Below are 20,889 nucleotides of genomic sequence, written 5' to 3'. Positions count from 1 at the left end.
GTTGGCGTTGGCGTTGGCGTTGGCGTTGGCGTTGGCGTTGGCGTTGGCGTTGGCGTTGGCGTTGGCGTTGGCGTTGGTGTTGGCGTTGGTGTTGGCGTTGGCGTTGGCGTTGGCGTTGGCGTTGGCGTTGGCGTTGGCGTTGGCGTTGGCGTTGGCGTTGGCGTTGGTGTTGGTGTTGGTGTTGGTGTTGGTGTTGGTGTTGGTGTTGGTGTTGGTGTTGGTGTTGGTGTTGGCGTTACGGCTTCATTTTTCTCAGCACCAAAAGTACCTTGAGAGTCATTACCTTCATAGATACCACCGATGAAGTTAGCATCTTTACCGTAGAAAGCACCTTCAGTATTGTAGCCATTGTCGTCAGCTGCAGTACCTGAGAACTGATTACCAGTAATATTCGCTGCTAAGTTAATATTACCAGCTTCAGCAAAGTCCAGTTTGCCTGCCACATTCTTCGCAACAAAATCCGCTGTGAATGCTGAGGTGCCATATTCAATAGCATTACCAGGACCTACTTTACGGTTGGTTGCATCACCGGTGTATTCAAACTTACCTTCAGTAGGCAATGTCGCTGTTTTATTACCAACAACTAGAACACCATCTACTGGAATCTGATTACCTAAAGCACTAACTGCACCATTGACATGGGCAATGCGAAGCTCATCATCATCACCAAAATCTTTATAGGTTGAGGTGTAAGTTAAGTCGTCTGCTGCTAATACTTGACCAGTACCTTCATAAGATTTAAAACCGTTTTCAGTATCAGTATCGCTATCACTTGATAAGGTCACTGCTGCTGGTGCTGGTACGATTCCTGTCAAAGCTTGATCAGCACGAGCATCAGCATCAGCAGTACTACGAATATCAAAGTCACGAGTGCTTACTTCTCGAACACCAGCAAGTGCTCCTGTATTTACGTATAAATGCTGTGCACCTGTCAAATCTGCTTCTGCTGCAGAAGTATAATCTGCAGGCGTTGGCGTTGGTGTTGGTGTCGGTGTTGGTGTTACGGCTTCATTTTTCTCAGCACCAAAGGTACCTTGAGAATCATTACCTTGGTAGATACCACCGATATAGTTGGCGTCATCACCGTAGAAAGCACCTTCAGTATTGTAGCCACCTTTTTCGCCAGTGAACTCATTACCGTCTATGCTTGCCCCTAGTTCAATATTACCAGCTTGCGCAAATGTAAGCGTACCGGCAACGTTCTTCGCCACAAAGTCCGCGGTAAAGGCAGAAGTGCCATATTCAATAGCATTACCAGGACCTACTTTGCGGTTGGTTGCATCACCAGTGTATTCAAACTTACCTTCGGTCGGTAGAGTCGCTGTCTTTTTACCAACGGCTATCACACCATCTACTGGAATTGTACTACCTAGTGCACTAACACCACCATCGATGTGAGCGACACGCAACTCATCATTGTCACCAAAGTCTTTATAGATTGAGGTATAAGTCAGGTCACCGGCAGCCAGTACGTTACCAGTGCCATTATAAGATTTAAAACCATTTTCAGTATCGGCATCGCTATCACTTGATAAGGTCACTGCTGCTGGTGCTGGTACGATTCCTGTCAAAGCTGTGTCAGCACGGGCATCAACATCTGAGGTGCTACGAATAGCGAAATCACGTGTGGTCACTTCTCTCACACCTGCAAGCTGACCTGTGTTCACAGATAAGTGCTGTACACCTGATAAGTTTGCTTCTGCTTCAGAGCTGTAACCTGGCGTTGGCGTTGGCGTCGGTGTTGGTGTTGGTGTTGGTGTTGGTGTTGGTGTTGGTGTTGGTGTCGGTGTCGGTGTCGGTGTCGGTGTCGGTGTGATTACTGGACTATCATTAAAGATATCACCTAGTTTGTACGAATTATTATTATCGCTAGCACACGAGGCCAATATCATTGATGTCAAAAGTACGACACTTGCTTTTAATGGGGTATTGAATTTCTTTGCTGTAGAATTAGCTGAGATTGAATGATGGTTAGGTAACATTCGTATTCCTCCATGGATTATAATTAGATATTCCCTTTATATTCAAATACTTACGTAGTAGTTGAATAATTTTGCAGATACTAAAAAGTAGCTTGAGCAGTCAAAACTTAATGGTTTATTACTTTTGAAGAGAGATGACTTTCAACTTCGATAGTAACAACCGACTTAGTAGTTTTCTTTATTAATATCTATAATTTTATTTAAAACATTGCAGATTATTATAAAGCTCACCCATTACAACTCGATAAGCTTTATAAAATTTCAATCAAAATAAGAACTAAGTTTAAGAATGAAGTTACTGGCTCTGATAAGACAGTTTTACACCAGCGATGTAACCATCATTATCTTCAGATTTACTAACGATACTGCCGTTCGGTAACTGTCCAGTCGCATCACCAAACTTCAAGTATTTTCCACCGACAGATACGGCCCATTCAGGAGTGACATTATATTTAACCCCACCACCGATACTATAGAAACCATCAATAGTACCCAATGAACTGACAGGATCACCTGCACCAGAGTCATAACCAACCACAACAGAACCCGCTAATTTTTCGTTGAAGCGTTTAGCCAAACCAACGTCGACTTTCCATTGGTCTTTGTCATAAGACAATAGTGGTAAGCCACCAGCAACAGCTCCTTTAGAGTAGGCATTATAAAGAGGAGGCACAATACTGAAGTCACTCCAAGGCACCCAGCGTACATCTAATGTGCCTAGCAGCTGATATTTTTCACTTAAACCCGTCTGAATGTTTAAGTTAACTGACTCTGGTGTGGTCACAGTTGCTTCGGTAGTCGCATCAGCACCAATAGCTGCCGCCAATTCAGGCGTGATTATATCGTTAGGATTAAGTTCATTATATTTACCGATAAATACACTTTTTATAAGATCATTATCTAATAGAGGTACTCTTTCACCTACCGCGGTTTTATGATCAATTTCCGAGCGATAAGTTAACGCTGCATTTAAGGCAATCTCTGGTTTACTATAGGAAAGACCAGCCGCCCAACCATAGTCAGTGTCTTTATTGACGTTGGCATCATAACCTGTCAATGGACCATATGCTTGGCCACGTAAATGCACTTCTGCTTTTACTTTTTGTATCACTGGACCACCATATACTTGGAAGCCGTTAGATTTAAAACCTACCAAACCTGTCCATGATTCAGTATGAACGCTAACATTGGTGTTTTTATCATAATCAGAATCTAGAACAGCTGGATTAATGAATTCATTAGGAAATGCAGTTCCTGTTGAAGAATCTACGATTGTCTGTTTTCCTGGTTGAGATACGAAAGCATTATCTCCTGTATACTCTACTTCTGCTCCAAAAGGCTCATCATAGAACACACCGATACTAATACTGTCATTAATATCCGTTTTTACACCATAGCGAGCAAAAGTATAAGGATCGTCGGTAGCATTACCCGTATTTACACCCTTTTCGTACTCATCTTCGTTAGAGGTAATACCCAGACGAGCACCGTTTGCGATTGCCCCAGCATTATCATTAACTGAAACATCCGTGTTGATGTAAGCATACTCAATTTCGGCGTAAGTACCAGGGTTAAAAAAACCTTTGATGTCTTGACCTGAACGATCAAGACCAGCTGCTTGTGTCAACGATGCAGCTGACAGTGTAAGTAGAGCGAGAGTGAGTTTAGAGATAGGGAATTTTTGAGACACTTGATATCCTCCATGAATAAAATAACTGGCAAAAAGCTTAATTACGGTATGACTTATATCAGTAATTGAAACCTGTGCTGTGCAATCCTTTGCCAAACGATTTACTTATTTAACTAACAGACGTAACTACCGCTTACGCAATATTACCTTTCATTGTTATCAGACATCACTACTATGTAATACAACGTAACTGATTTCAGTATCATAATTAAAGTTTGCTGCTATAGCAATACCCTTTTCGACTTTTTCCAAAAATAGATTTATGTTAATTAAAATTTTTATATATTTGCGGTATTTAAAAGCATCTAATAATCGATTTGATGAAAAACGATAGAAAAGAAATATGGTTATTCTTTAGTACTTTCGTACAGTATTGATAATTAAGACTATTTTATTTAATATTTTCCCAACAAAAAAAAGCAGCCACAATGGGCTGCTTTTTTTGTTGGATCTAACACTTTAAAAAAAGTAACAAGTGTTCACTGATTACTGCGCTTGATAAGAAAGCTTCACGCCAGCGATATAGCCATCATTGTCTTGGAAATCGGCAACGATTTTGTCAGTTGGTAGAGCACCTTGAGCATCACCAAACCATAAGTATTTGCCACCAGCTGATACTGCCCAGTTTTTGGTGACGTTATACTTGGCGCCAAGACCAACACTATAATAGCCATCGACAGGACCTAATGAAGTAGTCGGATCACCAGCACCGCTATCCCAACCAACCGTACCACTAATGGCAAGTGCTGGTGCTACACGCTTAGCTAAACCCAGCTCGACTTGCCACTGATCATCTTCATATTCAACCAAATCTAAACCGTCATCGCCATAAAGACCACTGCTTATGCTGACTGCATTGTATAATGGAGGGGTAATGACAAAATCACTCCAAGGCACCCAACGTACTTTTGCGGTGGCTAATGTAGTTGGATTGATACCGGTTTGGAAGTCAAAATTGACTGATTTAGGAGTGGTGATCTCGTAGTCACTGCTTCTATTTGCTGCTGCTTCCGCTTGTGCTGGAGAAGCTCCTGCTCCAAGAGCTCTAAGACCTGCTAACGGATAAGTCTCAGATATTTGTATATCGTGGTCGATCTCAGAACGATAAGTCAATGCAGCTTTCAAAGCGATTTCAGGCTTACTGAAAGACACACCAGCGATATAGCCATAGTCCATATCAGGGTTACTGGTCGAAGTGTAACCTGTAGCAGGGCCATAAGCCAATCCACGTAATTTCGTATCAGCTTGAATACGCTGTGCTACTGGACCACCATAAACTTGGAAGTTCTTATTGGCACCAAACTTCATACCAAGTAGACCTGTCAAGCTTTGGCTACGAACCTCTACATTGGTGTTTTCACCTGCATTGCCTGCCTCAGCTTGAGCGATTGCGCCTACAGTACTAAGATTTGTAATTTGTTGCACGATGCCTGCTCTTACTTCTGCATCAGGTTCTGCTGCAGCTTGATCTTTCAAAGCATCTATTGTAGGACCAAGCGTTGCACCATTGAATTGACCATTAGTCAGTTGCTGGATAGACGCGTTTTGATCACCCTTCGATACAAAATTGCTATCGCCTGTGTACTCGGCAGCTGCACCAAAAGGCTCATCGTATAAAATACCAATACTGAACGTATCGTTGATGTCAGTTTTTACGCCATAGCGGAAGAAATCATAAGCTTCAGCGATATCACCCGTGTCACCACCTTCGACATAGGTATTACTAGAAGGAACATTGTTAGCACTGTCTTTACCACTGACATCAGCGTCAATATAGGTATAAACCGCTTCGGCATAAGTCCCATCTTGAAAGAAAGCAGTGACGTCCTGACCTGAACGATCTAGACCGGCAGCATTCGTCATGCTGGCTACAGAAATAGTAGCAATGGCTACCGCAAGGGTTTTTAAGTGAAAGGTAGCGCGCATTATGTATCTCCAAACATCCTAGTTGTTTAACTGTCCTACAAATCTAAAATTGGCCATGGTGCACGCAAATTTAAATTATAAAAACAGTGTCCTGATTTCGATAATAATGGCTTTTTGACACTAAAACAACACTTAAAGCACTTTATTTCCTAAATATGACTGAACAGTACAGATTACATGTAACTGATATACTAAACACTTGTTTCCTTTAGTAAAATTATCTTTTGAATTTGTTTTTTACTAGACTAAAATCGTCTATTTTCTTCATATTTAGCCATCAAGAAGCATACCCTGATAATAGAGTGTATATATTTGACTATCCTTATTTTGAGCAAAAAAAAGCGACCCGCTTAGGATCGCTTTTTTTGCTGCTAAATCGTCAAATAGATAACCAAACTAGATATGTTTTAGTTTGATATTATTTCGCTTGATAAGAAACTTTCATGCCAACAATAAAACCGTCATTACTTTCAAAGTCACTAACGATAGTTTTTGTTGGTATTTGACCTTCAGCATCACCGAACCATAGATATTTACCACCGGCAGACACTGCCCAGTTTTCAGTGAGATCATACTTTGCGCCAAGACCGGCACTGTAATAGCCTTCAATAGGACCTAACGAAGTCACTGGATTACCAGCGCCACTATCCCATCCAACAGTTCCACTTACTGCTAGCGCTGGCGCTAAGCGCTTAGCAAGACCTAGCTCTACTTGCCACTGATCTTCATCATAACTAACTAATGCTAAGCCGTCGTTATCTCTTGTCGATACCTTACTAACGTCATTATATAGTGACGGTACGATCGCAAAATCACTCCATGGTACCCAACGTACTTTTGCAGTGGCTAACGTAGTAGGATTGATACCCGTTTGGAAATCAAAATTAACTGATTCAGGTGTGGTGATTTCAATACTTTCGCCTCTAGTTGTTGAAAGACCCAATGCAGTTACAACAGGTGCTGGGATAAGACCAGAGCCGACAACAGGATAAATTTCTGCTGATTGTGCATTATGTTCGATTTCTGAACGGTAGGTTAAGGCGGCTTTCAATGCGATTTCAGGCTTGCTGTAAGCAAAGCCTGCAAGATAACCATAGTCCTGATCGGCACTAATGTGAGTGGTATAACCGTTAGCAGCACTATAAGCAGTACCACGTAATTTTACGTCAGCTTTTACACGTTGGGCTACTGGACCACCATAGACTTGAAAGCTTTTATTTTCGCCAAATTTTGCACCAACAATACCAGTAATGTTTTCAGTACGCACTTCTACATTGGTACCTTCACCATTTGCATCTATGAAATTGTTGTCGCCGCTATAATCCGCAGCAGCACCGAAAGGCTCGTCGTATAAGATACCAACACTGAATGTATCATTGATATCTGCTTTTACGCCATAACGGAAAAAGTCATAAGACTCAGCGATATCACCAATATTATTACCTGACGAGTCTTTACCTGTTACGTCAGCATCAATATAAGTGTAAACCGCTTCAGCGTAGGTACCGTCTTGCAAAAATGCGGTAACGTCTTGTCCTGAACGATCAAGACCAGCAGCACTAGCAGCGCTAGCGACAGAGAAAGCAGCAATCGCTACTGTAAGGGTTTTTAGGTGAAAGGTGGCCCGCATTGTGTATCTCCAAACATCCGCATTGTTTTACCGCCGTACCAAAAATTGCTAGGTAGGCAGCAGCTAAGGAGAAGGATACTAATGTCTTTTTTACCTTAAGACAACTGTAAAAATACATTATTACCGAATTATGACTAGACAGTCATCGACCATTAACCATATTCAAAAGTAAGAATATATTCTAAATAGAGACAGCTTCTCTTATTTTAACAGTTTTTAATAATGCGGTGGCCTATCAGACATAACATCAAATGGAGCAATTCCTCCTTCGGTATCTTGGCTTTCAACTTGCTTGTAAATAAGCTGCAATTGACGTTGTACAGTCTGAATATGCTTGTCTTGCCGAGCGATAACTTCATCGAGTCGCTCTACCGTTAGCTCCAGATGAGCCATGTTCATCTGTAACTCAATCACTTGAAGTTGTAGATCGCTTTGGGCAGCAGATGAATTGCCTTGAGGGTTGGTTAAAGGTGTCGTTGGTGGGACAGATTGATCCATATTTTTCTCTAAGTGATAGCATTCATATACTGAATTTGCTGGAATATTCATTTTTGATTGATGACCGTGAAATGGTAGCAATTCATAAGCGATGACATGCATAGCATATTGACTACCAACAAATAGCAATAAAATAGTACTGATAAACCATTTACTCGCACTACAGTCAGGTGGTGGCATGTTATACTGCTGCCAATTTTGCAACAACCCCTACCTCACTATTATATAAGCTTAAGATATTTTATGGCACTGATACATCTAAAAGATATTCACCTCGCATTTGGCGTGGCTCCCGTTCTTGATGGCGTTGATTTTGCGATCAATGCTGGCGAGCGTGTGTGTTTGATTGGTCGCAATGGCGAAGGCAAATCCACTCTGTTTAAGTTGATCAATGGCTCATTGCAGCCTGATAGTGGTGAAGTCATCATCAATAGTAGTGTACGTGTTGCTATGCTGGAGCAAGACGTACCAGAAACCAGTGGCCGCATACTGGATATCGTCATGGGTGGTAGTCGTCGCACTGCTGATCTGCTGGTTAATTATAATAAGCAAGTCGATATGTGTGCCAATGGCGATATGGATGCCTGTGAGCGTATGGCAGACTTACAGCATGATATCGATGCAGTACATGGCTGGGATTTAGAGCGTGATGCCACTCGCCTTATTACTACGATGGGACTTGATCCAGATGATGACTTATCGTCGCTGTCTGGTGGTCGTAAGCGCCGTGTACTACTTGCGCGCTCACTAGTTACCAAGCCTGATGTGCTGCTTCTCGATGAGCCTACCAACCATTTGGACGTTGAGAGTATCGAATGGTTAGAGCGCTTCTTATTGGATTGGCAAGGTTTGACACTATTGTTCGTTACCCATGATAGAGCATTTGTGAATAAACTGTCGACACGCATCATTGAGCTTGATCGCGGTCAGTTGACCAGCTATGACGTAACCCAAGGTGAAGGTGGCTACGCACGCTATCAAGAGCTAAAAGAGCTACAGTTATTGGCTGAAGAAAAAAATAACGCGAACTTTGATAAAAAATTGGCGCAAGAAGAAGTTTGGATTCGTCAAGGAATTAAAGCTCGCCGCACCCGTAATGAAGGCCGTGTCCGTGAGCTAAAAGCCTTACGTGAAGAGCGTGGCGACCGCCGTGAGCAAGTGGGCAATGTAAACATCACCATGGGTCAAGGCGAAAAAAGCGGCAAGCTCGTCTGCAAAGTTAAGAACTTGCATCTTGAGTATGATGGCAATGTATTGGTTGATAACTTTACGACGACTATCATGCGTGGTGATAAAATTGGTATTGTCGGGCCTAATGGCGCGGGTAAAACCACGCTTATTAAAGCTCTACTCGACATGTCTGATGACGAAGTCACGAAGACAGGCAGCGTTGAGCTAGGAACCAATCTAAAAATCGCGTTTTTCGATCAGTTACGTGATCAGCTAGATTTAGAAGCGAGTGTTGCACAAAACGTCTCAGAAGGCTCAGATTTCGTCGAAGTTGGCGGTCGTAAGACACATATTATGAGCTATTTGCAAGATTTCTTATTTGCTCCAGAGCGTGCACGCACACCTGTTAAGGCATTGTCTGGCGGTGAACGTAACCGCGTCCTACTTGCCAAGCAACTATTGAAGCCTGCCAACATTCTAGTACTCGATGAGCCAACCAACGATTTGGACATGGCGACACTTGAGCTATTAGAGGAATCAGTCGCAAGCTTTGGTGGTACGATTTTGCTCATCAGCCATGATCGCTCATTTATGGATAACGTCGTTACCTCAACATGGGTATTCGGCGAAGATGAAGATGGCAAAGGGATCGTCAAAGAGTACGTCGGTGGCTATCAAGAGTATCTGGTACAAAAAAATCGTGAGCAAGCAGCACAAGCTGCTAGAGCACCAGTAAGTAATACAAATGCAGCAAATAAATCAGCTAACAAGCAAGCAGTAGCAAAACCTAGTATCACAGCCAAAAAGCTCAACTATAATGAACAGCGTGAGTTAGACAATTTGCCAAAAGAGATTGCAGTGCTTGAAGCTGAACAAAATGAGCTGCAAGAAAAACTGGCTGACGGCTCATGGTTTACTAAAGACTTCGATGCGGCAACAGCAGCTAGTGAGCGTTTACTAGTGATTGAAGATGAAATGATGAGCAAGCTTGAGCGCTGGAGTACACTTGAAGGCTAGGATGCGTCGCTAAAACGTACCTTTAAGTACCTTTGAAATAGACACATTCCATGAACTGATATTTTAAGTTTCTATCCATGGCATATTTAAAGGCTAAAATAATCATCACGCTATTAATAGTGTGGTGATTATTCGTTTACGACCACTTACACAGAGATTAGGGACTGAAAGTTAGTGAACATTCCCTCGATTTCAAGTATCATTCGCTATTGCCAAATACCCTTATTAATTATAAGGTCATCGCGCTGACAAACCTTGCTGGCATAAAAACAGTAACGATACGGCGATATCCAAGCCATCGTGGACAAATAATGTTGTTCAACCGCATACTATGCCCTATCAAGGTTGCTTTATTTTTAACGCAATAATTTATTTTATGACCAAAATAGCTTAGAATAGCAACAATTAGCAAAATTAGGCACAGCTAAAGTGGCTTGATATTGTATCTATATTTTTTAAGCCAATATTCTCTAAGCCACAAACCCAGTGTGGGATAATCCCATTTCATTCACCTGGAGGAAGTATTAATGAGCCATGCCGAAGGCGTTAATGTAAAACGCCGTAGAGTTCTTATTGCCTCAACTGCCGCGATTGGTGCAGCTGGGGTAGCTGCCTTGGCAACACCTTTTGTCCGCTCTTGGACGCCAAGCGCAAAAGCTGAAGCTGCAGGGGCTGCAGTGACCCAAGATATCGGTTCTATCGAAGATGGACAAATGATTGTCATCAAATATCGTGGCAAACCTATTTATGTGGTTAAGCGTACCGAAGATATGATTGCAGGATTAGAGTCAGTTAAACCATTGCTGTCTGACCCAGACTCTCTTGCCTCTTTACAGCCTGAATACTGTGCGAATCCTACGCGCTCTTTAGAACCAACTGTGTTGGTCGTTGAAGGCGTGTGTACGCATTTGGGCTGTGCGCCAAACTATCGCCCTGACGTTGGTGCCGCTGACTTAGGCGGTAATGACTGGTATGGCGGATTTTTCTGCCCCTGCCACGGTTCTAAGTATGACTTAGCAGGTCGCGTCTTTAATGGCGTTCCAGCACCGCTTAACTTACCCATCCCAGAGTATAATATGGATGGTACCATCTTGACGGTTGGGGAGGCTTAATATGAGTATGGGTAAAAAAATCATGCACTGGGTGGACGCGCGCTTTCCGGCGACCGAAACCTATGAATATCACATGTCTAAGTACTACGCACCAAAAAACTTTAACTTTTGGTACTTCTTTGGCGTGTTATCTATGGTCGTACTGGTCAACCAATTGGTGACGGGTATCTGGCTAACGATGATGTACAACCCAAGTGCCGAAGGGGCATTTGCGTCTGTTGAATACATCATGCGTGATGTGAAAGGCGGCTGGCTTATTCGCTATATGCATTCCACTGGCGCCTCGGCGTTCTTCGTGGTGGTCTATCTGCATATGTTTAGAGCCTTGCTCTACGGTTCGTACCAAAAACCACGTGAGCTTATTTGGCTCATCGGTATGGGTATCTATCTAGCATTGATGGCAGAAGGTTTCTTCGGATACTTGCTACCTTGGGGTAACATGTCATTCTGGGGTGCACAGGTTATCTTGAACTTACCTGCCGCGTTGCCAGTGATTGGTGACGGTCTTGCCGAATGGGTACGTGGTGATTATATTATCTCCGGTATTACCCTCAACCGCTTCTTTGCCTTACACGTTGTCGCTATTCCTTTAGTGCTCGTGGGCTTGGTCTTTATGCATTTAGTGGCACTGCATCATGTAGGTTCGAACAACCCTGATGGCATCGACATTAAAAAGCTAAAAGATAAAAACGGCGTGCCATTAGACGGTATTGAGTTCCATCCGTACTACACCGTTCATGATATGGTCGGTATTGTGGTGTTCTTTATCCTGTTCTTTGCAGTGGTATTCTTCTTCCCAGAGGGCGGCGGATTCTTCCTTGAGCCACCAAACTTTGAGACAGCGAACTCGCTGAAGACGCCTGCTCATATTGCACCAGTATGGTATTACACGCCATTCTATGCCATTTTACGTGCAGTCCCTGACAAGCTGGGTGGTGTGATTGCGATGGGTGGTGCGATTGCCGTATTGTTCTTGATACCATGGCTCGATAGATCGCCGGTACGCTCTATACGTTATAAAGGCATTTTATCTAAAATTGCTTTAACCGTGTTTGCGATTAGTTTCTTAGTTTTAGGTTACTTAGGCGCGACGCCAACAACACCAACAGCAACATTGATGGCTCGTATCTTCACTGTCTTGTATTTCTTGTTTTTCTTACTGATGCCAATTTATACTTCTATCGAGAAGTGTAAACAGCCACCAGAACGCGTTACCGGAGGTCACTAATGAGCACGCTAATTAAATCCCTAGCTGGTTTAGGCTTAGGCGCGGCACTGACTTTGACTGCTGGTACTGCACTGGCAGCGGGCAGTGGGTGTGGTACATTCACCAATGCTGAGGGTGTCGAAGAGCACTTGCTCTGTAGTGAAGCCCCTATTGACTTTACCAATAAAGGCTCGCTACAAAACGGTGCCAAGACTTTTATGAATTACTGTGCAGGTTGTCACTCAGCACAGTATGTTCGTCACTCTCGCATCGCTAAAGATTTAGAGATTCCACCTGAGCTAGTCGAAAAATACTTGATGGTGACGACCGATCAGATCGGTGATCATATCAATGCTGAGATTGACCCTGAGGTTCAGGCCTCATGGTTTGGTGCTGCGCCACCAGATTTGTCACTTGAGACAAGACTGCGTGGCGATGACTGGGTATACACTTACCTACTATCATTTTATGAAGATCCAAGTCGTCCTTGGGGTGCCAATAACCTAGTGCTTGCAAACGCTGCAATGCCTCATGTCTTGCACAATATGCAAGAAAAATTGAGTCAAGAAGAGTTCGAGTCTGAGGTCGGTGATTTGGTTAACTTCATGGCGTGGATGGGTGAGCCTGCTCGTCACGACCGTCAAGTAATTGGTTTCTTCGTCATTATCTTCTTATTGGTTTTACTCATCCCAGTCTACTTGCTCAACAAAGAGTTCTGGAAAGATGTAAAATAAATAGAAGTAGATAGTATAAAAACCAAGCATTATATAAGGCACTACTTCGGTAGTGCCTTTTTTATGTTTTGATGGTTTAATATCTAATGAAAACTCAAGACATCAGACAAATAAAGCGCTCACCAGCAACATTTACGCGAGTTACCTTGATAAACACAGCGACTTTGTTTACGATGACAACCTTCACTATTAACATTAGGCTTTCATGATTGATGCGAATGACATTCCCAGTAGTCAGCTGATTTTATACGCTGATGACGGCTACGACAGTCATGTAGTACGCCTATTACTTGAAGAAAAGAAGCTCGCTTATTATTTATCACGTTTGCATTCTGAGCGTCCTGAAGATTTGACTGAGCTCAACCCCTATCACACCTTGCCTGTTCTGCAACAGCGCGAGATTGCGCTCTATGAAATTAACGTCATCTTTGAATATCTTGAGGAACGTTATCACGCCAATAAATTGCTGCCCGACACCCCGCAAGAGCGGGCTCAGTTTCGTCAATTGGCATGGCGTATACAACGTGATTGGTTGGTGCTCGGTAAGCGACTGCTTATGCATCCAGATAGCTTTAACAAAGCACAAGCTGCCTTGGCAAAAAAGCAACTCGCTGATTCATTGATTACCTTGTCACCGCTGTTTGCTCACAAGTCTTACTTTATGGCGGATGAGTTTGGTTGGTGTGATGTACTACTCGCGCCTTTATTATGGCGACTTGAGGAGATGGGCATCGAACTACCTCGGGCTATTAGTCGTCCGTTGTTTGACTATCAAACGAGAGTCTTTGAACGCAGTAGCTTTCAAAAAAGCGTGCGTTAATTAGTGCGTGTCTTCAATTTACTCGATAGTCATCTAAATGGGCTGAAAATGGCTAAATCTTGCCAAACATCGTCAAATAGCTGGTTAATATCCCGATATTATCTGCGCTATTTTTCTTGTTTAACGGCAATTTATCTCATTTTTATCACCATTTTTGAAATTAAGACACGCCCTAGACAAATATAAAAAGCTGTCCTAGAATAAATACCAATAAAACAGACGTTAAGTAGCCTTTATCCTCTGATAAATTGCTGAAATAACTGTCTTTTAATTATAAAATATCATTAGTATAGGAAATCATCAGATGAGCGAAACCACCTCTATTACTCCGACCCGCCCCTACATGGTACGTGCGCTATACCAATGGATAGAAGACAATGACCTGACTCCCTATCTGATGGTCGATGCAACGGCTGAAAACGTGCAAATTCCAACCGAACACGTGCAAGATGGTCGTATTGTCTTGAATATCGCCAGCCGCGCCACTGGTAATATGAGTATGGAAAATGGCTATATACATTTCAGTGCGCGCTTTGGCGGCGTGTCACAAGATATTTGGGTACCACTGACGGCGGTGCTAGGTATTTATGCGAAAGAAAACTCGCAAGGGATGTTTTTTGATCCCAAAGAATATGACAATTATCAGCCTGAAGGCGATTCACCAGTTGCTGCTAAGAAAAGCCCAACAGCAGCACCCAAGCCGAAACGTGATAATAAAGCAGGCTTAAAAGTCTTAAAATAGTCGGTTTTTCTACATAAAAAAGCTGGTCGTATTGAATACGGCCAGCTTTTTTGTTGTAAGTCTAAAAGTGTAACGGCTTTTAAAACGCTTAGGTTTTTGGCGCTTGGGTTTTTGACGCTTAGGTTCTTGGTAAAGTCACACCACGCTGGCCTTGATATTTACCACCGCGATCTTTATAGCTGGTTTCACATACGTCATCAGCATCACTTTGGAAAAACAGCATCTGTGCCACGCCTTCACCCGCATAAATACGCGCTGGCAAATTGGTGGTATTACTAAATTCTAAAGTCACATGCCCTTCCCACTCAGGCTCAAGCGGCGTAACATTGACGATAATTCCGCAACGGGCATACGTTGATTTACCCAGGCAAATCGTTAATATGTCACGTGGAATACGGAAATATTCCATGGTGCGTGCTAGCGCAAATGAGTTGGGCGGAATGATGCACTCATCACCGACGATATCAATAAAACTTTTTTCATCGAAGTTTTTAGGATCAACGACGACTGAATGCACGTTGGTGAAGACTTTAAACTCAGGGGCACAGCGCACATCATAGCCATAGCTTGACGTACCGTAGCTGACCAAACGCTCGCCTGCATCATTAAATCGTACTTGACCCGCTTCAAATGGCTCAATCATGCCATGTTCTTCGGCCATTTTACGAATCCAGCGGTCAGATTTGATAGACATTGTTGTTCCTTAGCAAATATTGAATAGCGACGATTATACGGAATTGAGGGCTCAATTTATAGAGCGATGGCGACTTTAAAATTAATACGTCCAATAGCCTAATTATCATCAACCTATATTTTACAATCTACCATTTGGCAAAGTGATCTTCTGCTAAGCCCATCACCTTATCAAGCTTAATCACCTCATCTTTGATGCGAATCTCACCACTATAAAAGCCAAGCCATTGCTCAAAGATACTGGCAAGCACACCAAAGTTATCCGTCTTCTTATAAACGGTCATCGGTGTAAAGGTTAAGTCAATATCCACGTTGCTCCAGCCTAGATTTTGATGATAGACACGCCAAGTATTTTGCACGGATGTATCCCAATCTTTACGTATAAATAGCACTGGTGGTAGATAATAAATCTGCCCAGCCAGCCAGCACGCATTTTCGCTAACCCCTGTTTCATTGACGCCCATCGACAAGTTCAACGTAAAATGACGACCATCGGGTAAATAGCTGTTAATACAGGTCCAGAACCAATTGGTCTTGTGACGCATATAGCCAAGCGTCCAATCTAAATTGGCGATAGTCGTTTTGGAAAAGTGGATTTGTTTGGCTTGAGCACCCGTATTAAATTTTGAATTGGCTTTAATAAGCAAATGACCAGATATGGCTGTTAATGGCTCTTTTTGCGTAAACGTCCAGCCACGCCTGCCAGTTGGTGTGCATATAGCCAGTGGCTGCGCTTGCCGCGCCAGTGTCGCATGTAATGCGATATATTGACTGTCCAGCGCCACCTTAACTTGTGAAGGCATAAAATCTAATGTCACGGTTAAATTCGCATGGACAAACGCCATTTGCCCTTGATGACAATCACCTTCCAATAACGTATGACGAGTCAACGGCTGCAATGCTTCACAAACCTCCAACTCATCCGTCTCATCGTTGTAAAGATAAACAAAAGCACTGGTTGCCAGCTTAATCGTCGCCAATGCTAGACAGATTCGATAAGGTGGCTGAATAATTTGGATAAAGCAGAATTGGTTGGCCTTTAATTCTTTGCGCCAATTTGGTAAGGTTTTTTGTGAGATAAGATGGCTGTGATAGTCCAAATAATTGATATTTTTGACGTGAGCAAAGATGCCAAAAGTAGGCTGACCGTTTTGAATAAGCTCATTGAGAATAACTGGCTTCATGCGGGTGGATAAGTGTTGTTGGTTTTGGTCGTTGCGACTTTGATTCATGATTAAGGCATCCTAGCCATAGTTCATTGAGAAACTACCTGTCCTTGGTAGCTGACTGCGGTACTTATAACGCTTCTTTTTGCCTGTCTTGACGCTGCCCAAATTGCCTCTCTCACCGCTTTAATCTCTATCGACGTCAATCCATCTGCCAGCTCTTCAGTTACATTGACTACGGCAAAACCATTTATGCCAAATGGATGTTTGGGAAATTTAAGCAGTAGATCAGTCATCGCCTGTAATGCTTTAAAAAAATCGGCAATCACCATTCGGCGATTGCTAAAATCAGCATGGACTTCATAGCGTTTGCTACTCCCATCTTTATAGTAGCAAACGGCAATCAATTGATTGTTTGAGAGTTCAATCACATATATCGGTGGGCGGAATAATTTCAGTAACCTATATTGTTTGGGAATATTGTCTAAATGACGTTGATAAATCGATAAGCTCACAATATTCCCTTTTTAAAAATCTAAGCCCTTCAAGCTTTACTTACTTAGGCTATTTAACTATTACTAGAAGCCATTAAAAACCATTAAAAAATACGCTTATCATCGACAGGCTTGGCAAATTTATTAATATTGGCTTCGATATTTTTAGCAATGCTCATATAGTAAGGTGCAAATTCATCATCGGCTAAGACACTTGGCTCACCTTTATCCACTTGTGCACGAATACCGCTCGCCAATGGCAACTGACCTAATAGCGGCACCTGATATTGCTCAGCGATTTTTTCGCCGCCACCCATACCAAAGATAGCTTCGGTATGATTACAGTTGCTACATGTATGCAGCGCCATGTTTTCGACCACGCCAAGCACTGGTATATTGGTTTTGTTAAACATCTCAACGCCTTTCTGCGCATCAAGTAAGGCAATATGCTGCGGCGTCGTCACAATCACGGCACCCGTTACGGGAATGCGCTGAGCTAGCGTGAGCTGAATATCGCCCGTACCCGGTGGCATATCAATTACTAAGTAATCTAGCTGCGGCCAATTGGTTTGGTTATACAGCTGCATCAAGGCACCAGTAGCCTTTGGTCCGCGCCACGCGACAGGCGTATTGTCACCGTCGAGCAAGCTACCAATCGATAGCATTGCCATGCCATGCGCATTGATAGGAACAAACTGCTCATTCTCTAGCTCAGGTCTGACATTATCGACGCCCAGCATGGTTGGCATACTAGGGCCGTAGATATCGGCATCGAGCACGCCAACACGGTTGCCGAGCTTTTGTAATGCCAAGGCGATATTGACAGTAGTGGTTGATTTACCAACACCGCCTTTACCCGACGCTACCACGATAATATGACGAATACGCGGATGCGCTGTCAATGATGCTTGTGTCGGTGCGGCTTTGGTAATCGGCGGTTCGGCATCAGTTGTCTTACTACCAGTCGTTTCTGACGACTGGCTTTGGCTGTCCATTGCATTGGTGGTCTTGGGCATTGCCTTCGGTAAGCTTGATCCTGTACCTTTCGCTGGCGCTGGTAGACGGACATTCATGTGAATCGCTTTGATACCGTGCGGATGTAGCAGCTGCCCAAGCTCTTGTTGGATGATTTCAGGGTTACTATTTACGGGAAGACGCAAATCTAAGGTAAGCTGATCGCCATCGCGCTCAAGTCCTGTGACCATGGTGGCAATGCTAATGGTACCTACTTCGTAACCAAGCAGTACCTTGTCCACAGCACTATCGCGCTCTGCCCGCTGCTCTGGTGTTTCTGGTTTTTTAGTAGAGGTTTTCTTCATAAAGTTAAACATAGTGACCGTTACTGCCTATACAAGTGGTTAGGTATGGTAAAAACTCAGTGAATACTGTCGTAAATAGCGTCAACAATATAGCTCATGAGCATGTTAGCCAAACCTTTTATGATGACAGTGTAGCTGAATTGGAAGCATAAAAAAACCACAACGCCAGTAGGACTGACGTTGTGGTTTACATAGTTATATATGTATATTAATTCATAAACCAACCATGACTGGCAACGATAGACTGACCCGTAAATACATTGCTTGGGAATGCTGCTAAAAATAGTGCCAACTGAGCAATGTCTTCGACCGTCGTGAATTCTTTGTCGACAGTATTGACCAACATAATATCATTCACTACGGATTCTTCGCTGATGCCTTTTTCAGCCGCTTGTTGCGGGATTTGTTTTTCGACCAATGGCGTTTTGACAAATCCAGGACAAATCACATGCGCGCGCACATTGTGCTCGGCACCTTCTTTTGCCAATACTCGGCACAGTCCAAGTAAACCATGCTTGGCAGTCACATATGGTGCTTTAAACATTGATGCTTCATGCGAATGCACAGAACCCATATAGATGACCGTACCGCCTTTATCGTCTTTGTACATATGCTGTATGGCAGCTTTGGTGGTCAAAAATGCCCCGTCTAGATGAATAGCGAGCATTTTTTTCCAGTCATCAAATGCCATTTTATTGATTGGGTCGATGATTTGAATACCAGCATTGGAGACGAGAATATCAATCCCACCAAAGGTATCGACTAGCTGCTGCACACCGTCGTTTACCGCATCCTCTGAAGTAACATCCATGGCAATTGCCAATGCGCGCCCACCAGCCGCTTCGATAGCATCAACTGTTTTCTGCGCTGCTTCAAGATTAATATCTGCAATACCAACCGCAGCGCCTGCTTTTGCATAAGTTTCAGCGATGTCACGACCGATACCACTTGCAGAGCCAGTGACCAACGCTACCTTCCCTGTCAAATCATGCTGTAATTGAGTCGCCATCTTTTATATCCTTTCATTACATAGCTTTTCTGAATACTATTATTGGGCAATGCTTACTTATTGGGCAATACTCACTGGCGTTTTTTCTTGGAGTTCTTCGAAGCTGACCCCGTCTGCCAGCTCGACTAACTTCAAGCCACTGTCAGTCACATCGAGTACCGCAAGCTCAGTAATGATACGGTCAACGACCCCTTTACCCGTTAATGGTAGCTCACAATTGGCAAGGATTTTTGGTTCTCCGTGTTTGTTGACTTGCTCCATCAACACAATGACTCGCTGCACGCCAGCGACTAGATCCATCGCACCGCCCATGCCTTTGACCATCTTTTTGGGAATCATCCAGTTGGCCAAATCCCCTTTTTCTGAGACTTCCATCGCGCCCAATATCGCCAAATTGACATGACCGCCACGAATCATCGCAAACGACTCTGAACTACCAAAATAACTGGCGCCTGGTTCTGCGGTCACTGTTTGCTTGCCAGCGTTAATCAAATCAGCATCGACATTGTCTGCCGTTGGAAACTCGCCAATACCTAGCAGGCCGTTTTCTGACTGTAGCCAGACATCCACATCTTCAGGAATATAATTGGCAACTAGGGTTGGTAGACCAATACCTAAATTTACGTAATAGCCATCTTTTAGTTCTTTTGCGGCACGCTGTGCCATCTGCTCTCTTGTCCATGCCATGGTAACTTCCTTATTTTTATAACCACCCCAAAAAATATGATTAGCGGTGTCAAACTCGCTGAGTCTACTAAATGTAGCACTTTCACTCGTTTTCCTTGCTACTCCAATTTTCGGAAATGGTATTACAATATTTTATTATTAATGTCATCTTTTAGAAATATTTCGATAACGCTATCAATTAAGCGCCTTCGGCTGCCTTGATTGTCGTCTTTTCGATACGCTTTTCAGGGCTGTTATTTAATACAATACGCTGCACAAAGATACCAGGCAGATGCACTTCATCAGGATCGAACGTGCCAGTCTCTACAATCTCTTCTACTTCGACAATGGTAATTTTGCCTGCCATAGCGCAGTCTGGATTGAAGTTACGGGCAGTTTTGTTAAACATTAAGTTGCCCGATTTATCCGCTTTTTGCGCTTTGATTAATGACACATCAGCACGCAATGTATGCTCAAGCACATAAGTGCGACCATCAAAATCACGTGTTTCTTTACCTTCAGCTACCAGTGTGCCGACACCAGTTGCTGTGTAGAATGCAGGAATACCTGCGCCGCCCGAACGTAGCTTTTCAGCCAACGTTCCTTGCGGGGTCAGCTCAACTTCTAACTCACCTGCCAAGTATTGACGCTCAAACTCTTTGTTTTCACCCACATAAGAGGAAATCATTTTTTTGATTTGGCGAGTTTGTAGTAACAGACCAAGACCAAAGTCATCGACACCTGCGTTATTACTGATACAAGTTAGATCCTTCACTCCACTATCACGCAGAGCTTCGATTAATGCTTCAGGAATACCACACAGACCAAAGCCGCCGATAGCAAGGGTTTGTCCATCACTAACGATGCCTTTTAGCGCCTCTTCGGCACTACTATATACTTTTGATTGACTCATACTAAACTCCTTTTTTATTTAATATTTTATATGCAGCGTTACTTATGCAGCGTTACTAGGGCGTGTCCTCATTTTAAAAATGGTGATAAAAATGAGAACAC

18 protein-coding genes are annotated in these 20,889 nt (G+C 43.2%); 6 read left to right on the top strand and 12 right to left on the bottom strand.

Features of this window, described 5'->3' with window-relative positions; genetic code table 11:
* The 5 genes from JMY08_RS10215 to JMY08_RS14035 form a co-directional block, all read right to left on the bottom strand.
* Window positions 1-1,982 (bottom strand): transferrin-binding protein-like solute binding protein (locus JMY08_RS10215; RefSeq protein WP_201593174.1); only part of this gene is annotated, 1,982 nt, incomplete at its 3' end.
* A 295-nt stretch (window positions 1,983-2,277) separates the two neighbouring features.
* Window positions 2,278-3,672 (bottom strand): outer membrane protein transport protein, encoded by a 1,395-nt coding sequence (locus JMY08_RS10210; RefSeq protein ID WP_189581037.1) that lies wholly within the window; start codon window positions 3,670-3,672, stop codon window positions 2,278-2,280.
* A 486-nt stretch (window positions 3,673-4,158) separates the two neighbouring features.
* Window positions 4,159-5,598 carry an outer membrane protein transport protein gene (locus tag JMY08_RS10205; protein WP_201593173.1) on the bottom strand — a complete coding sequence of 480 codons (1,440 nt, stop codon included), beginning with the start codon at window positions 5,596-5,598 and terminating at the stop codon, window positions 4,159-4,161.
* Between the two features lie 418 nt (window positions 5,599-6,016).
* On the bottom strand, window positions 6,017-7,228 hold the full coding sequence (locus tag JMY08_RS10200) for an OmpP1/FadL family transporter (protein ID WP_201593172.1): 1,212 nt from the start codon (window positions 7,226-7,228) through the stop codon (window positions 6,017-6,019).
* A gap of 216 nt (window positions 7,229-7,444) precedes the next feature.
* Window positions 7,445-7,906, bottom strand: a complete 462-nt coding sequence (locus tag JMY08_RS14035) for a SlyX family protein (RefSeq protein ID WP_227679656.1) — start codon at window positions 7,904-7,906, stop codon at window positions 7,445-7,447.
* Between the two features lie 63 nt (window positions 7,907-7,969).
* Here JMY08_RS14035 and JMY08_RS10190 point away from each other — a divergent pair, with 63 nt between their 5' ends.
* The 6 genes from JMY08_RS10190 (at window position 7,970) to JMY08_RS10165 (ending at window position 14,528) form a co-directional block, all read left to right on the top strand.
* On the top strand, window positions 7,970-9,913 hold the full coding sequence (locus tag JMY08_RS10190) for an ATP-binding cassette domain-containing protein (RefSeq protein ID WP_201593171.1): 1,944 nt from the start codon (window positions 7,970-7,972) through the stop codon (window positions 9,911-9,913).
* Window positions 9,914-10,440: 527 nt separating this feature from the next.
* The gene (petA, locus tag JMY08_RS10185) at window positions 10,441-11,025 is read left to right on the top strand and encodes a ubiquinol-cytochrome c reductase iron-sulfur subunit (RefSeq protein ID WP_010199886.1); all 585 of its coding nucleotides are present in this window, start codon (window positions 10,441-10,443) and stop codon (window positions 11,023-11,025) included.
* A gap of 7 nt (window positions 11,026-11,032) precedes the next feature.
* Window positions 11,033-12,253, top strand: a complete 1,221-nt coding sequence (locus JMY08_RS10180; RefSeq protein WP_010199888.1) for a cytochrome b N-terminal domain-containing protein — start codon at window positions 11,033-11,035, stop codon at window positions 12,251-12,253.
* Entirely contained in the window at window positions 12,253-12,966 is a 714-nt protein-coding gene (locus tag JMY08_RS10175) for a cytochrome c1 (RefSeq protein WP_189581025.1), read from the top strand. The genes JMY08_RS10180 and JMY08_RS10175 overlap by 1 nt, the downstream gene beginning before the upstream one ends.
* 205 nt (window positions 12,967-13,171) lie before the next feature.
* Window positions 13,172-13,786 carry a glutathione S-transferase N-terminal domain-containing protein gene (locus JMY08_RS10170; protein ID WP_010199892.1) on the top strand — a complete coding sequence of 205 codons (615 nt, stop codon included), beginning with the start codon at window positions 13,172-13,174 and terminating at the stop codon, window positions 13,784-13,786.
* 304 nt (window positions 13,787-14,090) lie between these two features.
* The gene (locus JMY08_RS10165) at window positions 14,091-14,528 is read left to right on the top strand and encodes a ClpXP protease specificity-enhancing factor (RefSeq protein WP_201593170.1); all 438 of its coding nucleotides are present in this window, start codon (window positions 14,091-14,093) and stop codon (window positions 14,526-14,528) included.
* Between the two features lie 118 nt (window positions 14,529-14,646).
* On the opposite strand, the gene dcd is transcribed toward JMY08_RS10165, so the two are convergent.
* From dcd to JMY08_RS10130, 7 genes are all read right to left on the bottom strand, one after another.
* Window positions 14,647-15,222: a dCTP deaminase gene (gene dcd / locus JMY08_RS10160; RefSeq protein ID WP_201593169.1), complete on the bottom strand. Its 576-nt coding sequence runs from the start codon at window positions 15,220-15,222 to the stop codon at window positions 14,647-14,649.
* Between the two features lie 127 nt (window positions 15,223-15,349).
* The gene (locus JMY08_RS10155; RefSeq protein WP_201593168.1) at window positions 15,350-16,453 is read right to left on the bottom strand and encodes a DUF2804 domain-containing protein; all 1,104 of its coding nucleotides are present in this window, start codon (window positions 16,451-16,453) and stop codon (window positions 15,350-15,352) included.
* Window positions 16,454-16,476: 23 nt separating this feature from the next.
* Window positions 16,477-16,902: a hypothetical protein gene (locus JMY08_RS10150; protein WP_201593166.1), complete on the bottom strand. Its 426-nt coding sequence runs from the start codon at window positions 16,900-16,902 to the stop codon at window positions 16,477-16,479.
* An 83-nt stretch (window positions 16,903-16,985) separates the two neighbouring features.
* The gene (gene apbC, locus JMY08_RS10145) at window positions 16,986-18,212 is read right to left on the bottom strand and encodes an iron-sulfur cluster carrier protein ApbC (RefSeq protein WP_201593164.1); all 1,227 of its coding nucleotides are present in this window, start codon (window positions 18,210-18,212) and stop codon (window positions 16,986-16,988) included.
* A gap of 196 nt (window positions 18,213-18,408) precedes the next feature.
* Window positions 18,409-19,209, bottom strand: a complete 801-nt coding sequence (locus JMY08_RS10140; RefSeq protein WP_201593162.1) for a 3-hydroxybutyrate dehydrogenase — start codon at window positions 19,207-19,209, stop codon at window positions 18,409-18,411.
* A 57-nt stretch (window positions 19,210-19,266) separates the two neighbouring features.
* Entirely contained in the window at window positions 19,267-19,896 is a 630-nt protein-coding gene (locus JMY08_RS10135; protein ID WP_201593160.1) for a CoA transferase subunit B, read from the bottom strand.
* A gap of 178 nt (window positions 19,897-20,074) precedes the next feature.
* A complete protein-coding gene (locus JMY08_RS10130; RefSeq protein ID WP_010199924.1) occupies window positions 20,075-20,788 on the bottom strand; it encodes a CoA transferase subunit A in 714 nt (237 codons plus the stop codon).
* Between the last annotated feature and the right edge of the window lie 101 nt (window positions 20,789-20,889).

The sequence above is a fragment of the Psychrobacter sp. Pi2-51 genome (assembly GCF_904846665.1).
GTDB classification, from domain to species: Bacteria; Pseudomonadota; Gammaproteobacteria; order Pseudomonadales; family Moraxellaceae; genus Psychrobacter; species Psychrobacter glaciei.
Note: the sequence above shows the minus strand (reverse complement) of the source record. Positions and strands in the feature narration are given on the sequence as shown.

Bases quoted from the DNA above. Each gene is read 5' to 3' on its own strand.
- JMY08_RS10165 (WP_201593170.1), top strand. From the start codon at position 14,091: ATGAGCGAAACCACCTCTATTACTCCGACCCGCCCCTACATGGTACGT.
- JMY08_RS10180 (WP_010199888.1), top strand. From the start codon at position 11,033: ATGGGTAAAAAAATCATGCACTGGGTGGACGCGCGCTTTCCGGCGACC.
- JMY08_RS10140 (WP_201593162.1), bottom strand. From the start codon at position 19,209: ATGGCGACTCAATTACAGCATGATTTGACAGGGAAGGTAGCGTTGGTC.
- JMY08_RS10200 (WP_201593172.1), bottom strand. From the start codon at position 7,228: ATGCGGGCCACCTTTCACCTAAAAACCCTTACAGTAGCGATTGCTGCT.
- JMY08_RS10135 (WP_201593160.1), bottom strand. From the start codon at position 19,896: ATGGCATGGACAAGAGAGCAGATGGCACAGCGTGCCGCAAAAGAACTA.
- petA (WP_010199886.1), top strand. From the start codon at position 10,441: ATGAGCCATGCCGAAGGCGTTAATGTAAAACGCCGTAGAGTTCTTATT.
- apbC (WP_201593164.1), bottom strand. From the start codon at position 18,212: ATGTTTAACTTTATGAAGAAAACCTCTACTAAAAAACCAGAAACACCA.
- JMY08_RS10205 (WP_201593173.1), bottom strand. From the start codon at position 5,598: ATGCGCGCTACCTTTCACTTAAAAACCCTTGCGGTAGCCATTGCTACT.
- JMY08_RS10170 (WP_010199892.1), top strand. From the start codon at position 13,172: ATGATTGATGCGAATGACATTCCCAGTAGTCAGCTGATTTTATACGCT.
- JMY08_RS10155 (WP_201593168.1), bottom strand. From the start codon at position 16,453: ATGAATCAAAGTCGCAACGACCAAAACCAACAACACTTATCCACCCGC.
- JMY08_RS10190 (WP_201593171.1), top strand. From the start codon at position 7,970: ATGGCACTGATACATCTAAAAGATATTCACCTCGCATTTGGCGTGGCT.
- JMY08_RS14035 (WP_227679656.1), bottom strand. From the start codon at position 7,906: ATGCCACCACCTGACTGTAGTGCGAGTAAATGGTTTATCAGTACTATT.
- JMY08_RS10175 (WP_189581025.1), top strand. From the start codon at position 12,253: ATGAGCACGCTAATTAAATCCCTAGCTGGTTTAGGCTTAGGCGCGGCA.
- dcd (WP_201593169.1), bottom strand. From the start codon at position 15,222: ATGTCTATCAAATCTGACCGCTGGATTCGTAAAATGGCCGAAGAACAT.
- JMY08_RS10130 (WP_010199924.1), bottom strand. From the start codon at position 20,788: ATGAGTCAATCAAAAGTATATAGTAGTGCCGAAGAGGCGCTAAAAGGC.